25 protein-coding genes and 1 tRNA gene are annotated in these 24,729 nt (G+C 73.0%); 11 read left to right on the top strand and 15 right to left on the bottom strand.

The features are described from left to right. Positions 1-4 precede the first annotated feature (4 nt). Positions 5-412, top strand: coding sequence for a hypothetical protein (locus tag AB0E07_RS16075; RefSeq protein ID WP_362251225.1), 408 nt, complete (start codon positions 5-7; stop codon positions 410-412). A gap of 174 nt (positions 413-586) precedes the next feature. Then, positions 587-1,966 carry a DUF6351 family protein gene (locus tag AB0E07_RS16070; protein WP_362251406.1) on the top strand — a complete coding sequence of 460 codons (1,380 nt, stop codon included), beginning with the start codon at positions 587-589 and terminating at the stop codon, positions 1,964-1,966. A gap of 25 nt (positions 1,967-1,991) precedes the next feature. On the opposite strand, the gene AB0E07_RS16065 is transcribed toward AB0E07_RS16070, so the two are convergent. Both AB0E07_RS16065 and AB0E07_RS16060 read right to left on the bottom strand, forming a co-directional pair. Beyond that, positions 1,992-2,765 (bottom strand): sulfite exporter TauE/SafE family protein, encoded by a 774-nt coding sequence (locus AB0E07_RS16065; RefSeq protein WP_362251222.1) that lies wholly within the window; start codon positions 2,763-2,765, stop codon positions 1,992-1,994. 155 nt (positions 2,766-2,920) lie between these two features. Then, positions 2,921-4,108: a thiolase family protein gene (locus AB0E07_RS16060; protein ID WP_362251219.1), complete on the bottom strand. Its 1,188-nt coding sequence runs from the start codon at positions 4,106-4,108 to the stop codon at positions 2,921-2,923. A 381-nt stretch (positions 4,109-4,489) separates the two neighbouring features. Between AB0E07_RS16060 and AB0E07_RS16055 the strand changes: the two genes are divergently transcribed. From AB0E07_RS16055 to AB0E07_RS16015, 9 genes are all read left to right on the top strand, one after another. Beyond that, a complete protein-coding gene (locus tag AB0E07_RS16055; RefSeq protein ID WP_362251216.1) occupies positions 4,490-5,299 on the top strand; it encodes an SAM-dependent methyltransferase in 810 nt (269 codons plus the stop codon). A 118-nt stretch (positions 5,300-5,417) separates the two neighbouring features. Next, positions 5,418-6,203, top strand: a complete 786-nt coding sequence (locus AB0E07_RS16050) for a hypothetical protein (RefSeq protein ID WP_362251213.1) — start codon at positions 5,418-5,420, stop codon at positions 6,201-6,203. Positions 6,204-6,427: 224 nt separating this feature from the next. Further along, positions 6,428-7,240, top strand: a complete 813-nt coding sequence (locus AB0E07_RS16045; RefSeq protein WP_362251210.1) for an SAM-dependent methyltransferase — start codon at positions 6,428-6,430, stop codon at positions 7,238-7,240. Between the two features lie 43 nt (positions 7,241-7,283). Continuing rightward, positions 7,284-8,687 (top strand): glutamine synthetase family protein, encoded by a 1,404-nt coding sequence (locus AB0E07_RS16040; protein ID WP_362251207.1) that lies wholly within the window; start codon positions 7,284-7,286, stop codon positions 8,685-8,687. A 1-nt stretch (position 8,688) separates the two neighbouring features. Beyond that, positions 8,689-9,894: an amidohydrolase family protein gene (locus AB0E07_RS16035; protein WP_362251205.1), complete on the top strand. Its 1,206-nt coding sequence runs from the start codon at positions 8,689-8,691 to the stop codon at positions 9,892-9,894. 41 nt (positions 9,895-9,935) lie between these two features. Then, the gene (locus tag AB0E07_RS16030; RefSeq protein WP_362251203.1) at positions 9,936-10,463 is read left to right on the top strand and encodes an NUDIX hydrolase family protein; all 528 of its coding nucleotides are present in this window, start codon (positions 9,936-9,938) and stop codon (positions 10,461-10,463) included. 178 nt (positions 10,464-10,641) lie between these two features. Further along, positions 10,642-11,088 carry a Fur family transcriptional regulator gene (locus AB0E07_RS16025; RefSeq protein ID WP_362251200.1) on the top strand — a complete coding sequence of 149 codons (447 nt, stop codon included), beginning with the start codon at positions 10,642-10,644 and terminating at the stop codon, positions 11,086-11,088. 34 nt (positions 11,089-11,122) lie between these two features. Further along, the gene (katG, locus tag AB0E07_RS16020) at positions 11,123-13,342 is read left to right on the top strand and encodes a catalase/peroxidase HPI (protein ID WP_362251197.1); all 2,220 of its coding nucleotides are present in this window, start codon (positions 11,123-11,125) and stop codon (positions 13,340-13,342) included. A gap of 89 nt (positions 13,343-13,431) precedes the next feature. Then, on the top strand, positions 13,432-13,719 hold the full coding sequence (locus tag AB0E07_RS16015; protein WP_362251195.1) for a DUF1905 domain-containing protein: 288 nt from the start codon (positions 13,432-13,434) through the stop codon (positions 13,717-13,719). Positions 13,720-13,815: 96 nt separating this feature from the next. On the opposite strand, the gene AB0E07_RS16010 is transcribed toward AB0E07_RS16015, so the two are convergent. The 13 genes from AB0E07_RS16010 to AB0E07_RS15950 form a co-directional block, all read right to left on the bottom strand. After that, positions 13,816-13,892, bottom strand: a tRNA-Pro gene (locus AB0E07_RS16010). 115 nt (positions 13,893-14,007) lie between these two features. Then, on the bottom strand, positions 14,008-15,333 hold the full coding sequence (locus AB0E07_RS16005) for an MFS transporter (RefSeq protein WP_362251191.1): 1,326 nt from the start codon (positions 15,331-15,333) through the stop codon (positions 14,008-14,010). Positions 15,334-15,450: 117 nt separating this feature from the next. After that, positions 15,451-15,810: an MmcQ/YjbR family DNA-binding protein gene (locus tag AB0E07_RS16000; protein ID WP_362251189.1), complete on the bottom strand. Its 360-nt coding sequence runs from the start codon at positions 15,808-15,810 to the stop codon at positions 15,451-15,453. A 30-nt stretch (positions 15,811-15,840) separates the two neighbouring features. Continuing rightward, on the bottom strand, positions 15,841-16,365 hold the full coding sequence (locus tag AB0E07_RS15995; RefSeq protein ID WP_362251186.1) for a GNAT family N-acetyltransferase: 525 nt from the start codon (positions 16,363-16,365) through the stop codon (positions 15,841-15,843). Continuing rightward, positions 16,362-16,943, bottom strand: a complete 582-nt coding sequence (locus AB0E07_RS15990) for an XRE family transcriptional regulator (RefSeq protein WP_362251183.1) — start codon at positions 16,941-16,943, stop codon at positions 16,362-16,364. The genes AB0E07_RS15995 and AB0E07_RS15990 overlap by 4 nt, the downstream gene beginning before the upstream one ends. 39 nt (positions 16,944-16,982) lie before the next feature. Continuing rightward, positions 16,983-17,885: a LysR family transcriptional regulator gene (locus tag AB0E07_RS15985; protein ID WP_362251180.1), complete on the bottom strand. Its 903-nt coding sequence runs from the start codon at positions 17,883-17,885 to the stop codon at positions 16,983-16,985. A 17-nt stretch (positions 17,886-17,902) separates the two neighbouring features. After that, positions 17,903-19,102: a glycine C-acetyltransferase gene (locus AB0E07_RS15980; RefSeq protein WP_362251177.1), complete on the bottom strand. Its 1,200-nt coding sequence runs from the start codon at positions 19,100-19,102 to the stop codon at positions 17,903-17,905. An 18-nt stretch (positions 19,103-19,120) separates the two neighbouring features. Further along, positions 19,121-20,149, bottom strand: coding sequence for an L-threonine 3-dehydrogenase (gene tdh, locus AB0E07_RS15975; protein ID WP_362251174.1), 1,029 nt, complete (start codon positions 20,147-20,149; stop codon positions 19,121-19,123). A 165-nt stretch (positions 20,150-20,314) separates the two neighbouring features. Beyond that, entirely contained in the window at positions 20,315-20,899 is a 585-nt protein-coding gene (locus AB0E07_RS15970) for a GAF domain-containing protein (protein ID WP_362251171.1), read from the bottom strand. A 59-nt stretch (positions 20,900-20,958) separates the two neighbouring features. Next, positions 20,959-21,579, bottom strand: coding sequence for an ATP/GTP-binding protein (locus AB0E07_RS15965; RefSeq protein WP_362251168.1), 621 nt, complete (start codon positions 21,577-21,579; stop codon positions 20,959-20,961). Continuing rightward, positions 21,557-21,928: a DUF742 domain-containing protein gene (locus AB0E07_RS15960; protein WP_362251404.1), complete on the bottom strand. Its 372-nt coding sequence runs from the start codon at positions 21,926-21,928 to the stop codon at positions 21,557-21,559. Before AB0E07_RS15960 ends, AB0E07_RS15965 begins: the two co-directional genes overlap by 23 nt. Before the next feature lie 2 nt (positions 21,929-21,930). Next, entirely contained in the window at positions 21,931-22,365 is a 435-nt protein-coding gene (locus AB0E07_RS15955) for a roadblock/LC7 domain-containing protein (protein WP_362251165.1), read from the bottom strand. Between the two features lie 62 nt (positions 22,366-22,427). Next, positions 22,428-24,320 (bottom strand): ATP-binding protein, encoded by a 1,893-nt coding sequence (locus tag AB0E07_RS15950; protein ID WP_362251162.1) that lies wholly within the window; start codon positions 24,318-24,320, stop codon positions 22,428-22,430. Positions 24,321-24,729: the final 409 nt, after the last annotated feature.

Raw genomic sequence — 24,729 nt, 5'->3', positions numbered from 1 at the left:
AGCCATGTCCCAGGACCCGACGCGCTTCCACGACCCCGGCAGGACTGACTACTCCTTCCGCGGCTCGGTGCTGGTGCGCTGTCCCCGCTGCGACCGGATCGCGCGTTTCGCGCGGGCCGAGGTGATCTGCCGCTCCTGCGGGATGTGCGGTCCCGTCGGCGCGGGCACCTGGCCTGCGCTGTGGCTGCGCTCGGACACCCGGCACGGTGAGTTGTGGGCGTACAACCTCGAACACCTCGACCTGATCCGGCGGTTCGTCGCCGCTCGGCTGCGGGAGCGGGACCCCTGGTACGAGCACGGCCGGAAGATGACCGCCGTCGCCAGGCTCCCCGCCTGGGTCAAGAGCGCCAAGAACCGCGCCGAGGTGCTGCGCGCCGTCGACCGGATGCGCGCCTCGGTCGTCCAAGGCTGAACCGGCGCCCGCGGGCCCTCCCGGACGCGCCCCCGCGTGCCCTCCCGGACGCGCCCGGCGAACTCTATGAACACAAACGATCAGACGGTGTACCTCGCTTCCGGCGGTCCCTAGCATCACGGCCCGACGTCGACGAAGACGAGGAGAAGCGCCTTGAACGGGACCACCGCACGCCTGCTGCGACGCGGCCTCACCGCCTGCCTCGCGGCTCTGACCGTGGGCACCCTGACCGCCGCCGCACCGGCGGACCCGACCGCGCCGGGCCCGGCCCCCGCGGACTGCCCGCCGGCACTGGCCGGGAAGGCGACCTGCTGGACCGGGCAGGACGCGAACGGCGCCCACTACGCCATCGCCGTGCCCGAGGACTGGAACGGCTCGCTCGTGGTGCACGCGCACGGAGGCCCCGACCTGGGCGCGGAGTCCGACCCCGCGCGCAGCCTAGACGACCTGGGCCGCTGGTCGGTGATGGTGGACCAGGGGTACGCGTGGGCCGGTTCGTCGTACCGGCGGGGCGGCTACGGCACCCGGATGGCGGCCGCGGACACGGAGAGCGTGCGGCGGGTGTTCGTCGGGAGGTTCGGCGCACCGGAGCTGACCCTGGTGCACGGGCAGTCCTGGGGCGGGAACGTCGCGGCGAAGACGGTCGAGACCTACCCGGGCCGGTACGACGGGGCGCTGCTGACCAACGGGGTGCTGGCGGGCGGTTCACGGGGGTACGACTACCGGGTCGATCTCCGCGTGGTCTACCAGTACTACTGCGGCAACCATCCCCGCCCGAGCGAGCCGGAGTACCCGCTGTGGCAGGGGCTGCGGGCCGACTCCACGATGACCTCGGCGGGCCTGCGCGCCCGGCTCCAGGAGTGCACCGGGTTCTCCTCGGCGCCGGGGGAGCGGACGGCGGCGCAGCAGCGCAACCTCGACGACATCCTCGCCGTCACCGGGATTCCGGAGCGCACCCTGGAGTCGCACCTGCGGTTCGCGACGTTCACGTTCCGTGATCTCGTGCACGGACGTCTCGGGGGCCGGAACCCCTTCTCCAACCAGGGCGTGCGCTACTCGGGTTCGCACGACGACCGGGCGCTGAACGCCGGTGTCGAGCGGTTCGCCGCCGACCCCACGGCCGTCCGGGACCTGTCGTACGACAGCGACCTCACCGGCGACGTCCGGATCCCCGTACTGACCCTGCACGCGATCGACGACCCGACCGCGTTCGTCGAGCACGAGTCCGCCTACCGGGCCGCGCTGCGCGGGGCGGGCCGGGAGCGGTACCTGGTGCAGACGTTCACCCGCGAGAGCGAGCACAGCGAGCTGAGCGCCGCCGAGTACGCCGTCTCCGTCGGCGCGCTGGACCGGTGGGTGCGGACCGGGGTGCGGCCCACGGCCCGCTCGATCGCTCGGGCGTGCGCGAGCGGCTGCTTCTACGATCCGGGCTTCCGGCCCGGCGGCTACGCCTCGCGGGTGGAGCCCCGGCCGGGCGGGCTGCGGTGGCCGGCGATGACGGCCGCTCAGGAGCGGGCCTGGAGCCGGGTCCCGGGTGTCGGGATCGCGCCCTGAGCGAACCTCCCGCCCGCCGCGGGGTTCAGGTCAGCAGGAGCTGAACCCCGCCCACCACGGTCGCCGCGATGACGAGCTGCTCGAAGAGCCGCTGGTTGATCCGGTTCACAGCCCACTTGCCGAGGAACGCCCCGGGCACGACGAACAGGACGAGCGCGGCGTCGAGGAGCAGCGAGCGGCCGTCGATCAGGCCGAGTCCGACGCTGAAGGGCACCTTCGACACGTTGACGATCAGGAAGAAGAAGGCGGAGGTGCCGAGGAAGCCGAGCTTGCGGAACCCGGCGGACAGCAGGTACATCGACATCACCGGCCCGCCGGCGTTGGCGACCATGGTGGTGAAGCCGCCGAGGACACCGTAGGAGCGGGCCTTGACGCGCCCGGCGCGGGTGACCACCTCGTCGGGGCCGCGCTCGGCCTCGGCGACCCGGCGGCGCCACACGGTCACGCCGGCCATCAGCAGCAGGATCGCGCCGATCGAGGTCCTGACGACCGCGTCGTCCGCCCACATCAGGAAGACCGTGCCGGCCACCACTCCGGCCGCGACCGCGGGGAACAGGCGCCACAGGGTGGGCCAGTGGGCGTGCCGCCGGTAGGTGAGGACGGCGAGCACGTCCCCGGCGATCAGCACCGGGAGCAGGACGCCCGTGGATGCACGGGCGGGCAGCACTGCGGCGAAGACCGCGAGGCTGATGGTGTTGGCACCGCTCACGGCGGTCTTCGAGAAGCCGACGAGCAGCGCCGCGAGGGCGAGCGCCGCGAACTGCCAGCCGTTGAGGTTCCACAGAGTCATCGTGTCCATGCGAAGACCGATGGTATGCACACCGATCAACCCGCAGCGACGAAGGGGGAGCCCCCGCAGGGGCCGCCCCTCAGGGGCGCGGGGAACTGCGCGCCCAGCCCCAACGGCGCCGCACTCGCGCATACCCCCCAGGACCCCGCACCCCGGCGGAGCCCCTAGTGGCGCTCCACCAGCACCGCACTCCCCTGCCCCACCCCCACACACATCGTGGCGAGCCCCCGCTCCGCCCCCGTGCGCCGCATCCGGTGCAGCAGGGTCGTCAGGATCCGCGCCCCCGAGCACCCCAGCGGATGCCCGAGCGCGATCGCCCCGCCGCTCGGGTTGACCAGCTCCGGATCGATGCCGAGCCGGTCGACGCAGGCCAGCGCCTGCGCCGCGAACGCCTCGTTGAACTCGGTCTCCTGGACGTCCCCCACGGCCCAGCGCGCCCGCGCGAGCGCCTTCTGCGTGGCCGGGACCGGCCCGATGCCCATCACGTCCGGGTGCACTCCGGCCGACGCCCCGGCGACGTAGCGCCCGAGCGATTCGAGACCGAGTTCGTTGAGCGCCTCCTCGCTGACCAGGAGGAGACCCGCGGCCCCGTCGTTCATGGGTGAGGCGTTCCCCGCGGTGACCGTGCCGCCGTCGCGGAACACCGGCTTCAGCCGCGCGAGCCGCTCCAGGGAGGTGTCCTCGCGGACGCACTCGTCGCTGTCGACGACGATCCCGTCCGGGCGCCGGACCGGCAGGAGTTCGTCGTCGAAGTGGCCGTCCTTGCGGGCGCTCGCGGCCAGCCGGTGGCTGCGCAGCGCGAACTCGTCCTGGCGCTCGCGGCTGACGCCGTGCCGGGCGGCGACCTCCTCGGCGGTCTCCCCCATCGACAGCAGTCCGTGCAGTTCCCGCATGGCCGGGTTGACCAGCCGCCAGCCGAGCCGGGTGTCCACGGTCTCGATGCGGTGCGGGAGTGCCTCGTCGGGGCGGGGCAGGACGAAGGGCGCGCGGCTCATGGACTCGGAGCCGCCCGCGAGCACGATGTCCGCCTCGCCCGCGGCGATCGTGCGGGCCGCGGTGGTGACCGCCTCCAGACCAGAGGCGCAGAGCCGGTTGACGGTGGCGCCGGGCACCGACTCGGGCAGCCCGGCCAGCAGCGCGGCCATGCGCGCGACATTGCGGTTGTCCTCGCCGGCCTGGTTGGCCGCGCCCCAGTAGACGTCGTCGACGCGCGCCGGGTCGAGCGCCGGCACCTCGGCGATCAGGCCCCGGATCACGGTCGCGGCGAGGTCGTCGGGCCGTACGGCGGACAGGGCTCCGCGCAGTTTGCCGATGGGGGTGCGGCGGGCGGCGGCGAAGTGGACGGGACGCACGAGAGGGACTCCTGACCGACGGCGTCGGCGGCCCGAGGACCGGCCATGACCAGCGGCATCCTTAATTAGCACCGCTAGTTTTCGACTATAGACCGTCGCCCGCACCCTGGGAAGATCCGGCCCCGACCACCCGGCCGTGGCCTGAAGTCTCCGCGCACCCCCGCTCCCGGCCCTCGCCGAACGCACCCCGCGCGGCACCCGCCGCCCGCCCCCGGACCAGCCCGGGGCCCCTCCCGAAGCGCTCAACGTCAGCGTCCGGCAGCCGTGTTGACGTACCGAACGGCCGTTCCGGAGGTGGCCGAAGACAGTCTCCGCGACGCCCGATGATCGTGAAAGACTGCCCGCGACGCCCACCTTGCCCAGCGAGCAGAGGAGCACCTCGTGACCGGGACCGAGCCGGCTGTGCACATCGACACGACCCGGCCCCATCCGGCCCGGGTGTACGACTGGTACCTCGGCGGCAAGGACAACTACCCCGTGGACGAGGCGCTCGGCCGGCAGATCATGGCGATCGACACCGGCGCCCCGCGCGCCGCGCGCAGCAACCGCCGGTTCATGCAGCGGGCCACCCGCCACCTCGCCGGAGCGCAGGGAATCCGCCAGTTCCTGGACATCGGCACCGGCATACCCACCGAGCCGAACCTGCACCAGATCGCCCAGTCCTTCGCACCGGACGCCCGCGTGGTCTACGTCGACAACGACCCCATCGTCCTGGCGCACGCCGAGGCCCTGCTGCGCGGCACCCGCGAGGGCGTGACCGAGTACGTCCAGGCCGACGCGCGCGACCCGCGCGCCATCCTCGAACAGGCCGCCCGGGTACTGGACTTCGACCGCCCGGTCGCCCTGTCGCTGATCGCGCTGCTGCACTTCGTCGCCGACGAGGACGGCGCCCACGACCTGGTCGACACCCTCCTGGAGCCGCTGGCGCCGGGCAGTCATCTGGTCCTGTCGTGCATGACCGCCGATTTCGAGCCGGAGAACGTCCGGGAGGGCATCGAGCGCTACGCGGCGGGCGGGGTGACCCTGGTGGCCCGCTCGCACGCCGAGGTGGGCCGCTTCTTCTCGGGGCTCGAACTGGCCGCCCCCGGCATCGTCTCGGTCCGGGACTGGCGCCCCGACCTCGCCCAGGACGAGGAACCGCTCGGCGACGGACCGGTCTCGCTGTACGGCGGCGTGGCCCGCAAGGGCTGAGGTCCCCGCGCGGGGTGACGCCGGCACCGCTCACCCGAACGGGCCGGTGCCGGTGGTGGGCTCGGGGAGCCGGTGGTGCGCTGGGGGGACGTGTCACGTTCCCAGGAGGCATTCCGCCATGACCCGCACCCGCCCGGCCCACCTCCTCGCCTCGGTCCTCACGGCAGCCGCCCTGCTGACCTGCGCCGGCTGCTCGGACGACACCGACAACACCGGCGCCAAGGAGGCCGTGGGCTCCCCGCTCGCCGCGCGGACCACCGCCTCCCCCGACCGGCTCACCGCGGAGGGCGCCCAGGCCGCGCTGATCACGGAGTCGGACATCGAGGACGACTGGACGCAGGTGGACGACGCGGCAGGCTGGCACAACTCGCTGCTCGTCGGCGAGGTCGACGTCGCGGACTTCCTCTCCGCCAAGTCGGACGCCGCCGACTGCCAGCAGCTCCTGGACGGGCTGTACAGCGACGACCTGCTCGGCAAGCCCTCCGGGGCGTCGGCGCTGCGCGGCTTCGAGGAGGGCGACTCCCGGCTGCTCTACCAGGTCGCCGCCTACGACCGGGACGACCTCGACTCCTCCCTGGCCTGGCTGAAGACGCTGCCGACGGAGTGCGACCGGTTCACCGCGACGGACGGCGAGGGCCAGCAGCGGACGGTCGAGGTGATCGAAACCTCCGTGCCGGACGAGGGCGACGCCCGCCAGGGCCTCAGGGTCACGGTCCAGGGCGATGTCGACGGCTCCCCCGCGACGCTCACCCTCGACGTGGCCGCCGTCCGCGTGGGCAGCGACGGGATCACGGTCACCTCGGGCGGCCTGGACGGCGACGAGGACGACTCGGTGGAGGACGCGGTCGAGGCAGGCGTCGACCGGCTGAAGGACGTCCAGGCGGGCAAGACCCCGCAGTCCTGAGGCGACGCGGTCCTGAGGCGACGCGGTCCTGAGGCGACGCGGTCCTGAGGCGATCCCGAGTCCTCCCCGAGCGCGATCGAACTCCGCCGAATTCGCTTTCGGTTCGCCCTCCCGCAGGCCAACCGCCGTCGTACCTGTGCCGATTCCGGAGACAAGGTGATCAAGGGACGGCACAATGGCCCGTGCGACCGGTTTCGGCCGCACGGGCGAGGAGAGGACGAGTCGTGACCGATGGCGACACCCCGGCGGGCGAGTCGGCGAGGCTGAACACCGGTGTGGCGCACAACGCGCGCGTGTGGAACTACTGGATCGGCGGCAAGGACAACTACGCCGTCGACCAGCAGGTCGGCGAGCACGTCGCCGGGATGTTCCCGATCATCCGGGACATCGCGCGCGCGGACCGGGAGTTCCTCGGGCGGGCGGTGCGGTTCCTCGCCGAGGAGCGGGGTGTGCGGCAGTTCCTGGACATCGGCACCGGTCTGCCCACGGCGGACAACACCCACGAGATCGCCCAGCGCGTCGCCCCGGACGCGCGGATCGTCTACGTGGACAACGACCCGATCGTCCTGATGCACGCCCGCACCCTGCTCACCGGCACCGCCGAGGGCGTCACCGACTACGTCGACGCCGATGTGCACGACCCGAAGGCGATCCTCGAACGCGCCGCGGGCACCCTGGACTTCGGCCGCCCGGTCGCGGTGATGATGCTCGGCATCCTCAACTTCGTGCTGGACCTCGACAAGGCGCGGGACATCGCCCACCGGGTGATGGCGGCGGTCCCCTCCGGCAGCTACCTGGTGCTGACCCACCCCACCTACGACGACGCGGTGGGCGGCGCAGGCCAGATCCCGGCGATGGAGTTCTGGAACGAGAACGCCACTCCCCCGATCACCGCGCGCGACGGCGCGGACATCGCCGGCTTCTTCGAGGGACTGGAACTGCTCGAACCGGGCCTGGTGTCGTGCTCGGCGTGGCGCTCCGGGACCGACTCTCCGGTGGTGGTGCCGCAGTACGGCGCGGTGGCCGTGAAACCCTGACGGCGACAGCGAGTTACGCGGTCCCGCTCGACGAGGAGAACGCATGACCACCCTTGCCGATCCCGTGCCCGGAGGGCGTCCCGGAGACGTCGAGCGGGCCACCGCGCTGAGCGGGGAACTGTCCGGCCGGGGTGTGCACGGCGTGGTGCTGTCCTACGTGGACACCGCCGGGATCGGCAGGGTGAAGGCGGTCCCCACGGCGAAGCTGCCCTCCGCGGCGGCCTGGGGCGTCGGCATGTCCCCGGTGTTCGACACCTTCCTGTCCGACGACTCCGTCGTCACCACCGACGTCCTCGGCTCCCCCGACGGCGACCTGCGCCTGTACCCCGATCTGAGCAGGCTGGTGGTGCTGGCCGGACAGCCCGGCTGGGCCTGGGCGCCGGTCGACCGGATCACCCAGGAGGGAGAGCGGCACCCCGGCTGTTCGCGTACCTTCCTCCGGCACATCGTGGCCCGCGCCGCCAGCCGCTACGGCCTCACCTTCCGGGCGTCGGTCGAGATCGAGTGGGTGGTCGGCCGGGGTCCGGCGGCGGAGGGCGACTTCGTGCCCGCGGTGACGGGCCCGGCGTACGGTGCCACCCGGCAGGTGGAGTTGAGCGACTGCACGGCCGACCTGCTGTCCGCCCTCGCCGAGCAGGGCGTGGAGGTCGACCAGATCCACCCCGAGTACGCGGCCGGGCAGTTCGAGCTGTCGGTGGGCGCGCTGGACCCGGTGGCCGCGGCCGACATCAGCGTCCTGGTGCGCCAGACCATCCGGGCGGTCAGCGGGCGCCACGGCCTCGCGGTCTCCTTCGCCCCCGCCGTGTTCGACCGGGGCGTCGGCAACGGCGGCCATCTGCATCTGTCCGCCTGGCGCGACGGCGTCAACCTGCACGCGGGCGGCGACCACCGGCACGGCATGACCGCCGACGCCGAGTACTTCACGGCCGGCGTGCTCGCCCGGCTGCCCGCGCTGACCGCGGTGACCGCGCCCAGCCCCGCCAGCTATCTGCGGCTGAGGCCCTCCCAGTGGGCCGGGGTGTTCACCGCGTGGGGCCGGGAGACCCGGGAGGCCGGGGTGCGGGTGATCACCGGCACGGCCGGGCGGCGGCACCGGGCGGCGAACATCGAGATCAAGCCGGTCGACCTGGCCGCCAACCCGTATCTCGCGTTCGGATGTGTGATCGCCGCCGGTCTGGACGGCCTGGCGAACTCCGCGATGCTGCCCGAGGAGATCACCGGCGACCCCGCCGGGCTGGGCGCCGAGGAAGCCCGCGCCCGCGGGGTGCGCCGGCTGCCCTGCTCCCTGGAGGAGGCCGTGGCGGAGTTCGCCGCCGACGAGGTGCTGCGCGCCGCGATGGGCCCCGTCCTCGCCGACGCGGTGATCGCCGTGCGCCGCGGTGAGATCGCCGCCGTCGAGGGATACGACGACGCGGCCGTCGCGGCGGCCCACCGCTGGCGGTACTGAGGTGACGGCCACCCCCGCGGGCCCGGTCCACGACGCCCTCGCCGCGCAGCCGCTGGTGGACCACCACTGCCACGGCGTGGTCACCGGCGACCTGGACCGGGCGGGACTGGAGTCACTGCTGACCGAGGGAGCGGCCTGGCCGGGGATCTCCCCGTTCGACACCCCGGTCGGCGTGGCCGTGCGCCGCCACTGCGCGCCCGTGCTCGGCCTGCCCCGGCACGCGTCGCCGCGGGACTACGTCGCCCGGCGCTCCGCACTCGGCGCCGACGAGGTGAACCGGCGCTTCCTGCGGGCCGCCGGCACCGCCGTGTTCTGCGTCGACACCGGCTACGCCCCGCTGCCCCTGACCTCGCCGCGGGAGCTGGCCGAGGCGGCCGGCGGGACCGCCCACGAGGTCGTACGGCTGGAGAGCGTCGCCGAGGCGGTGGCGCGGGCCGGCGTGGAACCCGACGCGTACGCGGCCGGCTTCCGGCGGGCTGCGGAGGAGGCGGTGCGGCGGCCCGGGGTGGTCGCGGTGAAGTCCGTCGCCGCCTACCGCACGGGTTTCGGCCTCGACCCGGCGCGCCCCGCGGAGGCGGAGGTCACCGAGGCGGCCCGGCGGTGGCTCGCGGCGGGCGGGCGGCTGGCCGATCCGGTACTGGTCCGGCACCTGCTGTGGACGGCCGTGGACCTGGGGCTGCCGCTGCAACTGCACACCGGGTTCGGTGACAACGACCTGCGGCTGCACCGCGCCGACCCGGCCCTGCTGACCGACTGGCTGCGTCTGACCGCGGGCACGGTCCCCGTCCTGCTCCTGCACTGCTGGCCGTTCCAGCGTCAAGCCGCCTATCTGGCGGCCGTGTTCGAGCACGTGTACCTCGATGTGGGACTCGCCCTGCACCACGTCGGCCCGGCACGGGCCCGCGCGGTCCTGGAGGAGGCACTGGAGATCACCCCGTTCCGCAAACTGCTGTACAGCTCGGACGCCTTCGGCCCGGCCGAGTTCCATCTGCTCGGCGCGGTGTCCTTCCGGCAGGGGCTGGCGGCGCTGCTCCAGGACCGGGTCGACGCCGACGAGCTGAGCCTGACCGACGCGTTACGCGTCGTGCGGTGGACCGCGTCCGCCAACGCCCGCCGCCTGTACGGACTTCCCGCCGAGACCGAGCCCGATTCCGAGCCCGTTCCCGATCCAGAGACCGAGCCCGATCCCGATCCCCGTCGCGTCTGAGCACGCGCGCACCCGGAAAGTATGATCAAGAAATGTCTGACATGACCGAAATCACGCCCGGTTGGCTCACCTCCGACGAGCTGGACTCGGCGCGCGCCCGCATGCCGATCCTCTACGTCGAGGCCGTGCCCGTACGCGTCGACGACAGCGGCGAGGTCACCAGCATCGGCCTGCTGCTGCGCATCGGACCCGACGGGACCGTCAGCCGGACGCTGGTCTCCGGCCGGGTGCTGCACCACGAGCGGGTCCGCGACGCCCTGCTGCGGCACCTGGAGAAGGACCTCGGCCCGGTCGCGCTGCCCCGGGTCCCGTCCTCCCTCCAGCCCTTCACGGTCGCCGAGTACTTCCCGACGCAGGGCATCACGCCCTACCACGACCCCCGCCAGCACGCGGTCTCGCTCGCCTACGTGGTGCCGGTGGCCGGCGACTGCCGGCCCCGGCAGGACGCCCTCGACCTGGTGTGGTTCAGCCCGCAGGAGGCGTTGTCCCCGGCGGTGCAGAGCGAGATGCCGGGCGGCCACGGCGTGCTGCTGAAGCAGGCCCTGGCCCATGTCGGATGCGTGGTCTGACGGTCACCCGATGTTTCTCGTGCGCGCCGAGAGGCGGAGTGGAGCGGAGTGCGGGAGGGTGCTGCGGTACGGCTGACCGGGCCGCGCGGACCCGCCCTCCCCGCGACGCCCGCACGCCATAAAAATTGAATCTGTCGTTTTCTTGAACCGTTCGTGTTTTTGAGGGTAGGTTCGCCGTATGAGCTCAACCGGAACCCCGTCCACCGCCGAGGAGCTGCGCGGTGCCGGCCTGCGGGTGACGGCCGCCCGGGTCGCGCTGCTCGAAACCGTCCGGGCCGGTGACCACCTGGGCGTCGAGGCCATCGCGTCGGGCGTGCGGGACCGGGTGGGCCATGTGTCGCTGCAAGCCGTGTACGAGGGCCTGCACGCCCTGACCGCGGCCAAGCTCATACGCCGTATCGAACCGGCCGGCAGCCCGGCCAGGTTCGAGGGTCGTGTCGGGGACAACCACCACCATCTGCTGTGCCGGTCGTGCGGCGTCGTCGCCGACGTGGACTGCGCGGTCGGTGACGCCCCCTGCCTGACCGCCTCCGATGCCCAGGGCTTCACGATCGACGAGGCCGAGGTCATCTACTGGGGCGTGTGCCCCGCCTGCTCGACCCCCCAGAACCCCCCAAAACTCTGAGCACGAAGATCCACCAAGTCCGGAAGGATTCGCCATGGCTGAGAACCCCGACGCAATCGTCACCGACCCCAAGACGGAGGAGGGCACGGGGGGCTGCCCCGTCGCGCACGGGCGGGCCGCGCACCCGACCCAGGGCGGCGGCAACCGCCAGTGGTGGCCGGAGCGCCTCAACCTGAAGATCCTCGCCACGAACCCGCCGGTCACGAACCCGCTCGGCGAGGAGTTCGACTACGCCGAGGCGTTCAAGAACCTCGACCTCGCGGCCGTGAAAGCGGACATCGCCGAGGTCCTGACCACCTCGCAGGACTGGTGGCCGGCCGACTTCGGCAACTACGGCCCGCTGATGATCCGGATGGCCTGGCACAGCGCGGGCACCTACCGCATCAGTGACGGCCGCGGCGGCGCCGGCGCCGGTCAGCAGCGCTTCGCGCCGCTGAACAGCTGGCCGGACAACGGCAACCTGGACAAGGCCCGCCGTCTGCTGTGGCCGGTGAAGAAGAAGTACGGCCAGAGCATCTCCTGGGCCGACCTGATGATCCTCACCGGCAATGTCGCCCTGGAGCAGATGGGCTTCGAGACCTTCGGCTTCGGCGGCGGCCGGGCCGACGTCTGGGAGGCCGACGAGGACGTCTACTGGGGTCCCGAGACCACCTGGCTCGACGACGAGCGCTACTCCGGCGACCGTGAGCTGGAGAACCCGCTCGCCGCCGTCCAGATGGGCCTGATCTACGTCAACCCCGAGGGCCCCAACGGCAACCCGGACCCGCTCGCCGCGGCCCGCGACATCCGTGAGACGTTCCGCCGGATGGCGATGAACGACGAGGAGACCGTCGCCCTCATCGCCGGTGGCCACACCTTCGGCAAGACCCACGGCGCCGGCCCGGCCGAGCACGTCGGCAACGACCCCGAGGCCGCCTCCATGGAGGAGCAGGGCCTGGGCTGGCGGAACACCTACGGCACGGGTGTGGGCAAGGACGCGATCACCAGCGGCCTGGAGGTCATCTGGACCTCCACGCCGACCCAGTGGAGCAACGGCTTCTTCAAGAACCTCTTCGAGTACGAGTACGAGCTCCAGCAGAGCCCGGCCGGCGCCAACCAGTGGATCGCCAAGGACGCCCCGGAGACCGTGCCGGACGCCTTCGACGCGGAGAAGAAGCACCGCCCGCGGATGCTCACCACCGACCTGTCGCTGCGCTTCGACCCGATCTACGAGCCGATCTCCCGCCGGTTCTACGAGAACCCGCAGGACTTCGCGGACGCCTTCGCCCGCGCCTGGTTCAAGCTGACCCACCGTGACATGGGCCCGAAGTCGCTGTACCTCGGCCCGGAGGTCCCGGCGGAGACGCTGATCTGGCAGGACCCGCTGCCCGCCGCCGAGGGCGAGGCGATCGACGCCGCCGACGTCACGGCGCTCAAGGCGAAGATCCTCGGCTCCGGTCTGACCGTCGCGCAGCTGGTCTCCACCGCGTGGGCGTCGGCCTCGACGTTCCGCGGCAGCGACAAGCGCGGCGGCGCCAACGGTGCCCGGATCCGTCTGGAGCCGCAGCGCGGCTGGGAGGTGAACAACCCCGACGAGCTCGCCCAGGTGCTGCGCACCCTGGAGGGCGTCCGGAGCGAGTTCAACTCCGGCGCCAAGAAGGTCTCCCTGGCCGACCTGATCGTCCTCGGTGGTACCGCCGCCGTGGAGAAGGCCGCCAAGGACGCCGGTGTCGAGATCGAGGTCGGCTTCACCGCGGGCCGGGTCGACGCGGGCGAGGAGCACACCGACGCCGAGTCGTTCGCGGCGCTGGAGCCGTCCTCCGACGGGTTCCGCAACTACCTCGGCAAGGGCAACCGCCTGCCGGCCGAGTTCCTGCTGCTGGACCGGGCGAACCTGCTCACGCTGAGCGCCCCCGAGCTGACCGTCCTCGTCGGCGGCCTGCGGGTGCTGGGTGCCAACCACAACGGCTCCCAGCACGGTGTCCTCACCACGACGCCGGGCACGCTCACCAACGACTTCTTCGTCAACCTGCTCGACCTGGGCACGGAGTGGAAGTCGACCTCCTCGGACCAGACCCTCTTCGAGGGCCGCGACCTGGCCTCGGGCGAGGTCAAGTGGACCGGTACCCGTGCCGACCTGGTGTTCGGCTCGAACTCCGAGCTGCGGGCGCTCGCCGAGGTGTACGCGAGCGACGACGCGAAGGAGAAGTTCGTGCGTGACTTCGCCGCCGCGTGGACCAAGGTCATGGAGCTGGACCGCTACGACCTGGTCTGACCGATCCGAGCCTGACCTCCGGGCCGGCCGACACCCGTCGGCCGGCCCGGCCGTCTGTCCCCGTCGTCGCTCCGGAACGAGGATGCCTCTTGGAACTCGCCTTCACCGGCCAGGTCATCGAATGGCGCGGTCCGTCGCCCTACTACTTCGTCCCGGTGCCGGCCGAGGAGTCGGCGGACATCCACGAGGTGGCCTCCATGGCCACGTACGGCTGGGGCGTGATTCCGGTGGACGTCAGGATCGGCGCGGTCTCCTTCACGACGTCCCTGTTCCCCAAGGACGGCCGCTATCTGCTCCCGCTGAAGGCCGCGGTCCGTAAGCCGCAGGGGCTGGCGGAGGGCGACGCGGTGGCGGTGGAGCTGACGGTCCACCTCTGAGGGGGGACGGGCTCCACGGGGGTCCGGAAACGGTCCGGAAACAACGAGGGCCGTCTTCCCAGTTCTGAGAAGACGGCCTCCGACCTGCTGTGAAGCTGGTCGGGACGACAGGATTTGAACCTGCGACCCCTTGACCCCCAGTCAAGTGCGCTACCAAGCTGCGCCACGTCCCGAGCCTCGCTGACCTGGGCTTTCCCCGGGCCGAACGAACACGGAAACAATACCGCACTCGACTCCGTGGTCGCGCACCGGTTTCTCGCCGCGCGACCGCGGGCCACGGTCGCGCGGTCAGTCCGGCCGGGGATCGGCACCGGCCGGGCAGGCCCGGTCCGGTTCCCGGGCGGGCCTCGAACCCGCCGTGGGGGCGTCAGCCCGCTCCAGGTCGCGTATCGGGCGGACGCAGAGCAGGACGGCGGCGACGACCAGGCTCATCGCACCGGCGACCACCAGGACGTGCCCGGCGCCGAGGGCGGCGGCGGACGGCCCGGCCAGGGCCTGGCCCACCGGCATCATCGCCAGGGAGCCGGCCACGTCGTAGGCGTGGATGCGGTTGAGGACGTCGGGCGGGACCTGGGTCTGGACGGTGGTCGCCCACATCACGCTCCAGAAGGACATCCCGGCGCCCGCCACCGCCGCTCCGGCCGCCATCGCGGGCACGTCCAGACCGAGCCCGACCGTGGCCGGGAAGCCGACGAAGGCGAACAGGGCGATCGCGCCCGCCCGCAGCATCCGCCGGGGCCGCAAGCGCAGGGCGAGGAGTCCGCCGACCACCGTGCCGGCGCCCAGGGCGGAGTTGACCAGGCCGTAGGCGCCGGGACCGTGCCGCTGGACCACCTCGGTCGCCACCAGGGGCAGGGTCGGGCCCCAGACGGTGAGCATGTACAGGCACCAGACCGCGATGACGCCCCACAGCCAGGTGCGCGCCCGGAACTCCCGCCAGCCCTCGACCAGGTCCGCCCGGAAGGTGCTCGGCACCGGCGCGCTCCCCGCGGTGAGCGGGGGCAGCCGCAGGAGGAGCAGGCACAGCGCGCTGACCGCGTACGTCGCGGCGTGGGCGGCGAAGACACCGCCCGGTGAGGCGAGGCCCACGAGGAGACCGGCGAACGCGGGCCCGGCGAGCTGGGCCGCGGACTCCGCGATGCGTATCGCGCCGTTCGCGCCCTGGACGTCGGTGGCGAGCCGGGGGGTGGTACTGGCGACGCCCGGCTGGAAGACCGCGCCCGCGACACCGTTGACGAAGCCGATCGCGCAGATCTCCCACAGCACCACATGGCCGGAGAAGAAGAGCGCCGCGGCGAGCGCCTGGGTGCCGAGGCGCACCAGGTCCGCGCCGATCATCAGCCGGCGGGTGCTGAACCGGTCGGCGATCACCCCGCCGAAGACGACGAACCCGGCGAAGGCGGCGGCGGTGGCCGCCATGGCGAGGCCGACCGCGCCCGCGCCGTGGCCGTGCTGGAGCAGTCCGGCGGCGAGCGCCACCGGCAGCATGGTGTCGCCGAGGCGCGCGACGGCGCGGGCGACGAAGAACAGGGCGAAGTCCCTTGACCACACCGGGTGGACGCCGGTGCCACCGTCCGTCCGCTTCCGCACCACCCCCGTCAGCCCCCTGGCCATGCCTCCTGCTCCCCTCCCCGCGCGCCCGTCACCGCGGGAGCCGGGGCCCCCTCCGCCCCGGCTCCCGCGCTCGTCCCCGGATCATGCCACGCACCGCTGACCGTGCCGGAGGCAATTTCAGCCCTCGGTCGGCAGCCCCAACTCCGGGTGGGCGTCGAGCAGTCGGGTGGGGGCGGCCTGGCGCCAGGAGTCGGCGAGGATGTCGCGCAGTTCGTCCCCGTCCTCCAGGGCCGCCAGACGCACCCGCACCCACGCGAACTGCGCCTCGTGGTCGGCGATCCAGAACTTCTCCGGCTCGGCCAGCACCAGTTCGTCGCGCTCCTCCTTGGGGCAGCGCACGGCGATGGAGGTCTCCTCCTCGGGGAGCGTCGCGAACATCTTCCCGGCGACCCGGAACGTGGGCATGTTCCAGGCGATCTTCTCCGTGGTGTCCGGCAGGGACAGGGCGGTGCGGCGTACGTCTTCGGCATCCTGCATGGCACGCACCGTAGTCGCTCGCACTGACAGTCACCCGGCGGGAACGGGCGCCCGAGGACGCTTGTAGTACAGGGTCGTCCCGCGCAGGACACCGCCCGGGTCGGCGGCGTAGTCGGGGATCATGCCGGCGCGCGTCCAGCCGGCCGAGCGGTAGAGGCGTTCGGCCGGGCTGCCGGTCTCGGTGTCCAGGTGCAGGAGGGTGATGTGGGCTGCGGCCGCGGCCTCCTCGGCGGTGTCCAGCAGCAGGCGACCCAGGCCCCGGCCCCGCGCGTCCCGGTGCACGATCAGCTTGACCAGCTCCGCCCGGTGACGGCTGTTGGGCTTGTCGGGGAAGGCCAGGGTGACGGTGCCGACGACCCGGGCGCCGTCGAGCGCCACCCAGACCGCGTACGGCCCAGCGGCGCGCTCCTGCCACCAGGCGCGTGCGGCGGACGGGTCCAGCGGCGCGAGGAAGCCGACCGAGGCGCCGCCGTCCACCGCGTCCACCAGCAGCCCGGCCAGTGCCTCCGCGCGGGCGAGCAGTTGCTCCTCGTCGAGCCGGACGACGACCGTCATGGCGCGACCACCGCCAGGGCGTAGCGGGTCGCCTCCGGTCCGGCGCACCGGAACCGGGTGGCCCCCCACACCCGCAGTCGCAGGCAGTCGCCCGGCTCCAGGTGGTGCTCGTCCTGCTCGACGGTGACGGCGAGGGATCCCTCCAGCACCCAGATGTGCTGTTCGAGGCCGGGGACGGGCGGGCGGTCGTAGGCGATGTCGGCGCCCGGGGCGAGCCGGCCCTCGACCAGTTCGCCGCGGAGTCCGGGGTGCGGCGGGGAGACCGAGCGCCGGACGAACCCGGAGGACCGGTCCTCCCAGCGGGGCTGTTCGGCGGCGCGGACCAGCAGGGCGGGGGCCGACTCCACCTCGCCGAGCAGGTGGGACATGGTCCGCCCGTACGCCGCGCACAGCCGGTTCAGCTGGGCTGCGGTGGGACTGATCTCGGCGCGCTCGGCCCGGGACAGAGTGGACTTGCTGATCCCGCTGCGTTCGGCGACCTCGCCCAGCGACCAGCCGCGCTCGGCCCGCAGCGCGGCGAGCCGGGCCCCCAGCCGGACGTCGACGGGATCCGGGCCGACCTCGGATGCCTGTTTCATATCCGGGACAATATCCCAAATACGAAACAGGGGGCAGCCCTACTCCTCGGCCGCCGCCCTCAGCGCGTCCAGCACCGGACTGATCAGCGGATGCTCCTCGGCTCCCCGGCGTACGGCGGCGAAGACCCGGCGGGTGGGCGCCACTCCGTCGACGGGACGGACCACGACACCGGTCAGGTCCATACCGCGCAGCGCCGAGCGCGGGACCAGGGCGACGCCCGCGTCGGCCGAGGCCAGCGCCACCACCGCGCGGAAGTCGTCCGAGGAGTGTTCGAGCCGCGGCTGGAACCCGGCGCTCTCACAGGCGAGGACGACCACGTCGTGACAGGGGTTGCCCGGGTAGGGGCCGATCCAGGGGTCCTTGGCCAGCTCGCCGAGCGGCACCTCCGCCAGGTCGGCCAGCCGGTGCGTCATCGGCACCACCGCGTCGAAGGGCTCGGCGTACAGCGGGACGTGGCTGAGCCGGGGATCGTCGGCGGAGGGGGCCCCGCGGTACTCCACGGCGACCGCCACATCGGTCTGCCGGTCCAGCACCATCGGCAGGCTGGCGTCGCCCTCGGCGTCCTGCACCCGGATGCGGATGCCGGGCGCGGCGGCGGCGAGGCGGGCCACGGCCGGGGCGACCACCTGGGCGATCCCCGTCGCGAAGGCGGCGACGGTGACCGTGCCGGCGGCGCCCGAGCCGTAGGCGGCCAGTTCCGCCTCGGCCCGCTCCAGCTGGGCGAGGACGGCGTGGGTGTGGCTGAGCAGGATCTCACCGGCCGGGGTGAGCCGTACGCCCTTGGCTCCGCGCTCGACCAGGCGGTGGCCTGTCTCCTGCTCCAGGGCGGTGAGCTGCTGGGAGACGGCCGAGGGCGTGAGGTACAGCGCGGCGGCAGCCGCCGTCACGGTGCGGTGGTCGGCCACCGCTCGGAGGATGTGGAGCCGCCGCGCTTCGATCACGCCTCGATTCTCTCAGCTCAGGCGTCGAGCTCCGCACGCGCGGCGACGAAGGCGTCCACGGCCCGGTCCACGTCGGCGGTGGAGTGCGCGGCCGACAGCTGGACGCGGATCCGGGCCTGGCCCTGCGGCACCACCGGGTAGGAGAAGCCGATGACGTAGACCCCGCGCTCCAGCAGCAGCTCCGCCATCCGGCCGGCGACGGCCGCGTCCCCGATCATGACGGGGGCGATGGCGTGGTCGCCGGGGAGGACGTCGAAGCCCTCCTCGGTCATCCGGCGGCGGAACAGCGCGGTGTTCTCGGCGAGCCGCACCCGCAGGTCGTCCGCGGACTCCAGCAGGTCCAGGACCTTCAGGGAGGCGGCGGCGATCACCGGGGCGAGGGTGTTGGAGAACAGGTACGGACGGGAGCGCTGCCGGAGCAGGGCGACGATCTCGGCGCGGGCGGCGACATAGCCGCCGGAGGCTCCGCCGAGGGCCTTGCCGAGGGTGCCGGTGATGATGTCGACGCGGTCCATCACGCCGTGCAGCTCGGGGGTGCCGCGCCCGCCGGGGCCGACGAAGCCGACGGCGTGCGAGTCGTCGACCATGACCATGGCGTCGTAGCGGTCGGCGAGGTCGCAGATCTCGGCGAGCGGCGCGACGTAGCCGTCCATGGAGAAGACGCCGTCGGTGACGATCAGCTTGCGCCGGGCGCCGCCCTCGCCCGCTTCCTTCAACTGCCGCTCCAGGTCCGCCATGTCGCGGTTGGCGTAGCGGAAGCGGCGGGCCTTGGAGAGCCGGATGCCGTCGATGATCGAGGCGTGGTTGAGGGCGTCGGAGATCACCGCGTCCTCGGGGCCGAGCAGGGTCTCGAAGACACCGCCGTTGGCGTCGAAGCAGGAGGAGTAGAGGATCGTGTCCTCCTGGCCCAGGAAGGCCGACAGGCGCGCCTCCAGCTCCTTGTGCACCTCCTGGGTGCCGCAGATGAAGCGGACCGAGGCCATGCCGTAGCCCCAGCGGTCCAGCGCCTCGTGGGCGGCGGCGACCACCTCGGGGTGGTCGGCGAGGCCCAGGTAGTTGTTGGCGCAGAAGTTGAGGACCGCACCGGGACGGCCGCCCGCGGTGACGGCGACGGTCGCGGACTGCGGGGTGCCGATCACCCGCTCGGGCTTGTGCAGACCCGCGGCCCGGATCTCGTCGAGAGTGGCACGCAGGTCGTCGCGCACGGAGTCGAACATCGCAGAAGCTCCTAGGGGTTACGCGTTCCAGTCGAGGATGATCTTGCCGCCGCGGCCGCTGGCCGCGTCGGTGAAGGCCGCCTCGAAGTCGCGGTAGTCGTAGCGTCCGGTGATCACGGGGCTGAGGTCGAGGCCGCCCTCCAGCAGGACCGACATCGCGTACCAGGTCTCGAACATCTCCCGGCCGTAGATGCCCTTGACGGTGATCATCGAGGTGACGATCCGCGCCCAGTCGACCGGGAACTCCTCGGCGGGCAGGCCGAGCATGGCGATCCGGCCGCCGTGCGTCATGTTGGCGATCATGTCCCGCATGGCCTCGGGCCGGCCGGACATCTCCAGGCCGATGTCGAAGCCCTCGCGCAGCCCCAGCTCGCGCTGGCCGTCGGCGATGCCGGTCTCGGCCACGTTCAGCGCCAGGCTCACGCCGATCTTGCGGGCCAGTTCCAGGCGCTCCTCGCTGACGTCGGTGATGACGACGTTGCGGGCGCCCGCGTGCCGGGCGACGGCGGCGGCCATCAGGCCGATCGGACCCGCGCCGGTGATCAGCACGTCCTCGCCGACCAGCGGGAACGACAGCGCCGTGTGCACGGCGTTGCCGAACGGGTCGAAGATCGCGGCGACGTCGAGGTCCACGGGGACCCGGTGCACCCAGACATTGCCGGCGGGCAGCGCGACGTACTCCGCGAAGGCGCCGTCGCGGCCGACGCCGAGGCCGACGGTGGCCCGGCACAGGTGCCGGCGTCCGGCCAGACAGTTGCGGCACTTGCCGCAGACCAGGTGGCCCTCGCCGCTGACCCGGTCGCCGGGCTTGATGTCGGTGACGTCCCGGCCGGTCTCCACGACCTCGCCGACGAACTCGTGGCCGAGCACCAGCGGAGTGCGGATCGCCTGCTGCGCCCAGCCGTCCCAGGCCCGGATGTGCAGATCGGTGCCGCAGATTCCGGTGCGCAGCACCTTGATGAGCACATCGCCGGGTCCCACCGTGGGCTCGGGGACGTCCATGAGCCGCAGTCCGGGCTCCGCCTTCTCCTTGACCAGCGCCTTCACGCGTGCGGCTCCTGTGAGTGAGATCCCGGACGCGGGCATGCCGAAGAAGCCCGGACCCGGGGAGGAAGGTGGTGTCGACTGCCATCCTCCGTGCCGTCGGGCCCCCGGTCCATCGAGGATTTCTTAACCGCGGCCCAAGCTCCGCTTCACACCGCCCTCAGGCCCTCACGGCCCGAGCCCGTCGCCCTGCCGGTCCTGCCGCCGTTCGAGCCGTACGACGAGGTCGGCGGCGGCGGATTTGATGGTCTCCAGGCCGGTTCTGCCCCACGGCCGGGGCGCCACGTCGGCGACGCACACGGTGCCCAGCGCCATGCCGGTGCTGTCGACGAGGGGCGCGCCGAGGTAGGAGCGGATGCCGAACTCGTCCACCACGGGGTTGCCGGCGAAGCGCGGGTAGTCCAGGACGTCCTCCAGGACCAGCGCCTTGCGCCGGACCACCACATGGGGGCAGAACCCGTGGTCCCGGGGCAGACTGCGGCCGACCTCGGGCGCGGTGCCGTCGCCCTTGCGGTACGGCCCGCTCTCCGGACGGCACAGGCCGGCGAAGAACTGGCGGTGCTCGTCGGGGAAGTTGACCATGGCGTACGGCGCCCCGGTCGCCTCGGCGAGCCGGCCGGCGTAGGCGTCGAGGGCCGGATCGGCCCGTTCCCCGAGGCCCAGCCCGCGCAGTCGGCGCGTTCGGGCGGGCGCTTCGCCGTCCTGCGGGGTGAGCAGCAGACGACCGGCCGGGCGGGGCGGGTCGTAGCTCATGGGCGCGCTCCGGGGCGGTGGGCGTAGGGCATGGGCGGGCTCCAGGGGGTGGGCGCGGATCACCTGTGGGCGCCGTGGCGGCCGGCCGCGGGGGCCGGGGCGTGCGCGATGAGGTGTTTGACCAGGGTGAGCAGGGTCTGGACGCCCGAACTGGAGATCCGGGCGTCGCAGCGCACGACGGGGATCCCAGGTTCGAGGTCGAGGGCGGCGCGGACCTCCTCGGGGTCGTAGCGGTAGGAGCCGTCGAACTCGTTGATCGCGAGGATGAAGCCGAGGCCGCGCTGTTCGAAGAAGTCGACGGCGGCGAAGCAGTCCTCCAGGCGCCGGGTGTCGGCGAGGACGACGGCGCCGAGGGCGCCCTCGCACAGCTCGTCCCACATGAACCAGAACCGCTCCTGCCCGGGGGTGCCGAACAGGTACAGCACATGCTGCGGGTCGAGGGTGATGCGGCCGAAGTCCATCGCGACCGTCGTCTCGACCTTGTTCTCCACGCCGTCGAGGTTGTCGGTCGCGGCGCTGACCGTGGTGAGCAGCTCCTCGGTGCTGAGCGGCGCGATCTCGCTGACCGCGCCGACGAAGGTCGTCTTGCCGACCCCGAACCCGCCGGCCACGAGGATCTTCAGCGCGGTGGGGAAGGGGTCGGTGCCGCCTGCGTGGTCAGAGCTGTCGTCGTAGTCCATCGAGCACTGCCTCCAGAAGGTCCCGGTCAGTGGGGTTGTGGTGGAACTCGGGGGGCTTGGTGGTGAGCGCCCCGCAGTCGACCAGGTCCGACAGCAGCACCTTGGTGACCGCCGCCGGGAGCTTCAGGTGCGCCGCGGCCTCGGCGACCGAGACGGGGGCGCGGCACAGGTCGAGCGCCTCGGTGTGTTCGGGGCCCAGATAGCCGAGGGGGGTCGCCCCGGTGGCCATCACCTGCGAGATCAGGTCGAGCGCGACGGTCGGCCGGGTCCGGCCGTTGCTGACCGTGAAGGGGCGCACCAGCCGTCCGGCCGCGTCGTCGAGCCAGGGCCCGTCGCCGGCCGCCGCCACGCTCAAGGCCTCGACGCCGACGGTTCGACGGCGTGCTGCCGGGGCGCGGTCACCAGGTAGGGGCGGACGCTCTTGACGAGCATCGCCATCTCGTAGCCGAGGACGGCGGCGTCGGCCTCCCGGCCGGCCAGCACCGCGAGACAGGTGCCGGATCCCGCGGTGGTCACGAAGAGCAGGGTCGAGTCGAGTTCGACGACGACCTGGCGGACGTCGCCGCCGTCGCCGAAGCGGACCCCGGCGCTGCGGCCGAGGGAGTACAGGCCGGAGGCGAGGGCCGCCATGTGGTCGGCGCTGTCCGCGTCGAGGCCGTGGACGGACTTCACCAGTCCGTCGCAGGAGAGGAGTACCGCGCTGGTGGTGTGCGGTACGCGCTGGACGAGGCCGCTCATCAGCCAGTCGAGATCGGATGAGTGGCCGGTCGGCGCTTCGCTCGCCATGGTCGATCGACTCCTTGAGGTACGAAGGTCTGCGGGAGCGGTGGGGGTGGGGGTGTCCGTGGTCATCCGGCTGGTGCGCTCCCGTCGTGCCGGTGGGTGGGGTCGGGGCCGGACAGGTGCGAGGGGCGCGCCCGCGGTATGCGCGCGGGGGGCACGTCCGGCACCGGGAGGTCCGCGGTCGGGAAGTCCGCTGCCGGGAAGTCCGCTGTGGGAAAGTCCGCGGTCAGGGGGTCGGTACCGGTACCCAGGTCGCCGTGGGCGCCCCGTTCGGCGTCGAGCTGGTGCTCGGCCTCCAGGTGCTGCTGGGCCTCGGCAAGGCCTACGCCGCGCTGGAAGGCGGCCATCAGCTGGGGGTCGTGCCCGGCGAGCTGCTCGGGTTCCTGGCGCGGGGCGGGGCCCTCGCGCAGTTGCGGCACGAGGTGCTCCTGGGCGCGGCGCCGGGGCAGGTGGGGCTTGCCCATGGTGCCGCGTACGGCACCGGTGCGCGGGGTGGGGGCCGCGCCGGCGTGCTCGGCGAGGTGCGGCCGGTCCTCGGGCTTGATGCCGGGTACGGCCTCCGCGATGGTGGGCCGCGAGGCGTGGGCGCCGCGCACCGGCAGGGGCACGTGCCCGGCGCCGTTCACGGCGGGCGCCGCCGGTCCGGGCGCCGAGGGGCGCCGGGGCGCGGGGGCGGGCGGCCTCGCGGGGGGCTGCTGAGGGTGCGGCGCGGGGGCGCCGGTGGTGCCCGCGTCGGCGCCGGCGCTGCCGGGCTCCGCGCCGAGCAGGCCCTGCGGTACGACGAGGACGGCCTGCACTCCGCCGTAGATGTTGGTCTGGAGGCGGACGTGGATGCCGTGCCGGCGGGCCAGCTGGGAGACCACGAACAGGCCGATGCGGCCGTCGGCCAGCAGGCGGGCGACGTTGACCTGGTCGGGGTCGGCGAGCAGGGCGTTCATCCGTTCCTGTTCGCCGACGGGCATGCCGAGGCCGCGGTCCTCCACCTCCACGGCCAGCCCCGAGGTGACGAGGTTGGCGCGCAGGAGCACCTGGGTGTGCGGGGCGGAGAACACGGTGGCGTTCTCGACGAGTTCGGCGAGCAGGTGGATGACGTCGGCGACGGCGTGACCGCGCAGGGTGCCGTCGATCGGCGGCACGAGTTTGACGCGGGAGTACTGCTCGACCTCGGCGATGGCCGAGCGGAGCACCTCGGTCATGGAGACCGGGTTGCTCCACTGCCGGCGGGAGACGGCGCCGCCGAGGACGGCGAGGTTCTCGGCGTGCCGGCGGATCCGGGTGGCGAGGTGGTCGACGTGGAAGAGGCCCTTGAGCAGGTCGGGGTCCTCGATCTCGTTCTCCAGCTCGTCGAGGATCGAGATCTCACGGTGCACCAGCGACTGGAGGCGCCGGGCGAGGTTGACGAAGACCTCCAGCTTCTGTTCGCTCCCGGCCTGGCTGGAGAGCTGGGCGGCCTGGACGACGGCGGTGACGGCCCCGTCGTGGGCGCGGGCCAGGTCGGTGGCGAGCAGCTCGAAGTCGTCGGCTTCCTCGGGCGGTCCGCCGTGCGGCCTGCGTCGGGGCGGGGCGTCGCCCCGGCGCAGGGTCTCGACGAGGGCGCGCAGCTCGGCCTCGCCGCGGGCGCTGGTGCGGCGCAGGGCGCCGATGCGTTCGCTGACGGAGCGGGCGGTGCGGTCGGCGACCACGACGGCGACGACGATGCCGGTGAGCGCGACGGCGACCGCGCCGCCGAGCATCCCCCACAGGGTGGGGCCGGGGCGGGCGCCGGTGGTGCGGACGGTGAACAGCACGGCGGCGCAGGCGGCGAGGGCGACCGCGACGGGGGGAAGGACGGCCAGGCGGAGGAGCTGTGACCGTATGTGCGTCTCGGGCGGCGCGGGGGCGGGGCGGGCGACCGGCCGACCGTGCCGTCCGCCCTCACGGCGGTCTGCGCGTGCGGCCGGTGCGCGGAGGTGAGACATCGGTGTCCTCGTACTGTCCGTCGGGCGTGCCGCCGGGCCGGAGCGCCGGGTGGGGCGGCCTGATCCACACGACGCCCGGCTCGTTGTGCGCGCCGGGCGTGCGCCATCGCGATGTCGGTCGAGAGAGCCGGAATCCGGCCCTGTGTCGCCCGACGGACACTGACAGTAGTCGGCAACGCGTCAGGTGCGGTGGGCAGTTGACAAACTCGCACGCGACTTGTCCGGCTCTGGTATGAGCGTTCGCACGACCGAACGGACGCGCGCGCCGGACCGCGTACACGAAGCACGGAACAACGATCAGACCTGCCCAGAAGCGGTCTCGGACAGACAGTGGGGGCCGGGGAGCATCGCGCTACGGCCGGCTCCGGCATGGTGTGCGTTCCCTCCACTCCGTGGGGCCTGGGTGGAT

Origin of the sequence: Streptomyces sp. NPDC048002 (assembly GCF_040653275.1) — a bacterium.
In the GTDB taxonomy this organism is placed as follows: Bacteria; Actinomycetota; Actinomycetes; order Streptomycetales; family Streptomycetaceae; genus Streptomyces.
Note: the sequence above shows the minus strand (reverse complement) of the source record. Positions and strands in the feature narration are given on the sequence as shown.